Genomic DNA, 2,600 nt, shown 5'->3' with positions numbered 1-2,600 from the left:
AGCCGGCGCTGCGCCGCGCGGCCCGCGCGCATCCCCGGGCCGCCGCCGCGCTCGCCGACACCTGGCAGCGGCTGCCCCTGGCGGACGCCTCGACCGCCGTACTGCTGAACGTCTTCGCCCCCCGAAACGGCGCCGAGTTCCACCGGGTGCTCGACCCGGCCGGCACGCTGCTGGTGGTCACGCCGGACACCGACCATCTCGCCGAGTTGGTGGACGCCCTCGACCTGCTGCGGGTGGACCCGGACAAGGCCGATCGGGTGACCGACAGCCTGGGCGGGCACTTCACCCTGGTCAGCTCGGCGGCGCACCGGGTGGAGCTCGCCCTGAGCCGGGCGGAGGTCGCCACCCTGGTCGGGATGGGCCCGAGCGCCTGGCACACCGACCCGGAAGCGCTCGCCGCCCGGCTGGCCGCCCTGCCCGAGCCGGTCCGGGTGACGGTGGCGGTCCGGGTGGACGCGTACCGGCCCCGCTGAGCTCAGGTGGAGAGGTCGACCTCTTCCCAGCCGGGGGGCTCGTCGTGGTACGGCCCGCGCAGGATCACCGCCCACTCCAGCGCCCAACGCCGTTGCCCGATCGCGTTCGCGTCGACCAGGCCCGGCGCACGACGGCCGCCGCGCTCGGTCTCCAGGTACGCCCAGTCCAGGCAGTAGTGCAGGTCGAGCAGGGCGGCCGCGTCGGCCGGGTGCTGCGGCGCCGTGAGGATCCGGGACCGCCAGTGCGGGAAGGTCTCCCCCTCGGCGATGTGCGGCAACCGCTCGACCAGCCGCTCGTCGACGGCGAGCGTCGGGTCGAGCTGCTTGCTCAGCCCGAGCACCCAGGCCAGCGCGAAGAGCGCGTCGTGATGCAGCACGAACGACCGGTGGTCGCCCTTGCCGCCCATCACGAACTGCCACTCCGGCGGGGTGACCATGTCGACCAGGTGCGAGCCGAGCAACCAGCTCATCGCCGCCTGCGGGGGCATCCCGAAACAGCGGGCCAGGATCAGGTGCAGCACCGCGATCCGCGCCTCGATCTCCACGGTCGGGCGCAGGTCGATCTGGTCACCCGGCTCCCAGACGAGGGGAAACTGGGCCGGCGGCAACGGCAGGCCGAGCCGGGACAGCTCGTCCAGGCTCGCCTCGCGCACCTCACGTGGGTCGGGGGCAGCAACGGTCACGGCGGATCTTCCTGTCTGCTCGCGCCGGCGCAAGGCCGGTTGTCCCCCCTTGGCCTGCGACAATAGCGCTCCCACGTGACCGGCACCACGCCAGGGCGACGCCGGATGGATCAGCCGATGCGTTCGATGACCAACGACGTCGCCGCCGGGGCCGTCGACGCGATCCGGACCGCGTTGGCGGCCTCGGTCAGCGCGGCCGGAATCCGCGTCGCGTCCTCGGCCCGCAGCTCGTAGAGCGGGTCACCGGCCCGCACCTCGTCACCTGGCCGCTTGTGCAACACCACACCGGCCGGCACGCTGACCGGGTCCTCCTTGCGCGCCCGACCCGCGCCGAGCCGCCACGCCGCAACCCCCATGGCGTACGCGTCGACGGCCGCGACGTACCCGTCCCGCTCGGCGCGGACCACCTCCACCTCGGCGGCGTTCGGCATCGGCGCGTCCGGGTCGCCGCCCTGCGCCCGGATCATCGCCCGCCAGGAGTCCATGGCCCGGCCATCGCGCAGCGCCGCCGCCGGATCGGCGTCCGGCAGGCCGGCGGCGTCGAGCATCTCCCGGGCCAGGGCGAGGGTCAGCTCCACCACGTCGGCCGGTCCACCACCGGCCAGCACCTCGACCGACTCGGTCACCTCGACCGCGTTGCCGATCGCCAGGCCGAGCGGGGTGGACATGTCGGTGAGCAGGGCAACCGTCCGCACCCCGTGCGCACCGCCCAGCTCGACCATGGTGCGCGCCAACTCGCGGGCCTGGTCGACGGACTTCATGAAGGCGCCCGAGCCGACCTTGACGTCGAGGACCAGCGCCCCGGTGCCCTCGGCGATCTTCTTGCTCATGATCGAGCTGGCGATCAGCGGGATCGCCTCCACGGTGCCGGTCACGTCGCGCAGCGCGTACAGCTTGCGGTCGGCGGGGGCGAGCCCGGCACCGGCCGCGCAGATCACCGCACCGACCTCGTCCAACTGGGCGATGAACTCGTCGTTGCTCACGGTGGCCCGCCAGCCCGGGATGGACTCCAACTTGTCCAGCGTGCCGCCGGTGTGCCCGAGACCCCGGCCGCTCAGCTGCGGTACGGCCGCGCCACACGCCGCCACCAGCGGAGTGAGCGGCAGAGTGATCTTGTCGCCGACGCCGCCGGTGGAGTGCTTGTCGACAGTCGGCCGACGTACCGCCGACAGGTCCAACCGCTCACCACTGGCGATCATCGCGGCGGTCCACCGGGCGATCTCCGGCCCGGTCATGCCGTTCAGCAGGATCGCCATCGCCAACGCGGACATCTGCTCGTCGGCGACAACCCCCCGGGTGTACGCGTCGACCACCCAGTCGATCTGCGCGTCCGACAGCACACCCCCGTCCCGCTTCGTCCGAATAACGTCAACAGCCGCAAAACCACTACTCATCAAAAGATCTTTCCTAGTCGAATGGAGAAACCGTGCCCGACGGACGGTCG

General features: G+C 72.6%; 3 protein-coding genes. 1 reads left to right on the top strand and 2 read right to left on the bottom strand.

The annotated features are described in order from the left end of the window. The coding region (locus PSH25_RS29810) for a class I SAM-dependent methyltransferase (RefSeq protein WP_502361366.1) at positions 1-473 on the top strand (473 nt) is incomplete at its 5' end. A 2-nt stretch (positions 474-475) separates the two neighbouring features. On the opposite strand, the gene PSH25_RS29805 is transcribed toward PSH25_RS29810, so the two are convergent. Continuing rightward, complete coding sequence (locus PSH25_RS29805) at positions 476-1,156, bottom strand: DUF4272 domain-containing protein (RefSeq protein WP_112677367.1); 681 nt, start codon at positions 1,154-1,156, stop codon at positions 476-478. Between the two features lie 110 nt (positions 1,157-1,266). Beyond that, entirely contained in the window at positions 1,267-2,550 is a 1,284-nt protein-coding gene (locus PSH25_RS29800) for a thymidine phosphorylase (protein ID WP_238662174.1), read from the bottom strand. Positions 2,551-2,600: the final 50 nt, after the last annotated feature.

The sequence above is a fragment of the Micromonospora foliorum genome (assembly GCF_022229015.1).
Classification (GTDB): Bacteria; Actinomycetota; Actinomycetes; order Mycobacteriales; family Micromonosporaceae; genus Micromonospora; species Micromonospora foliorum.
Note: the sequence above shows the minus strand (reverse complement) of the source record. Positions and strands in the feature narration are given on the sequence as shown.

Coding starts and splice junctions, on each gene's coding strand:
- PSH25_RS29800 (WP_238662174.1), bottom strand. CDS start 2,550: ATGAGTAGTGGTTTTGCGGCTGTTGACGTTATTCGGACGAAGCGGGAC.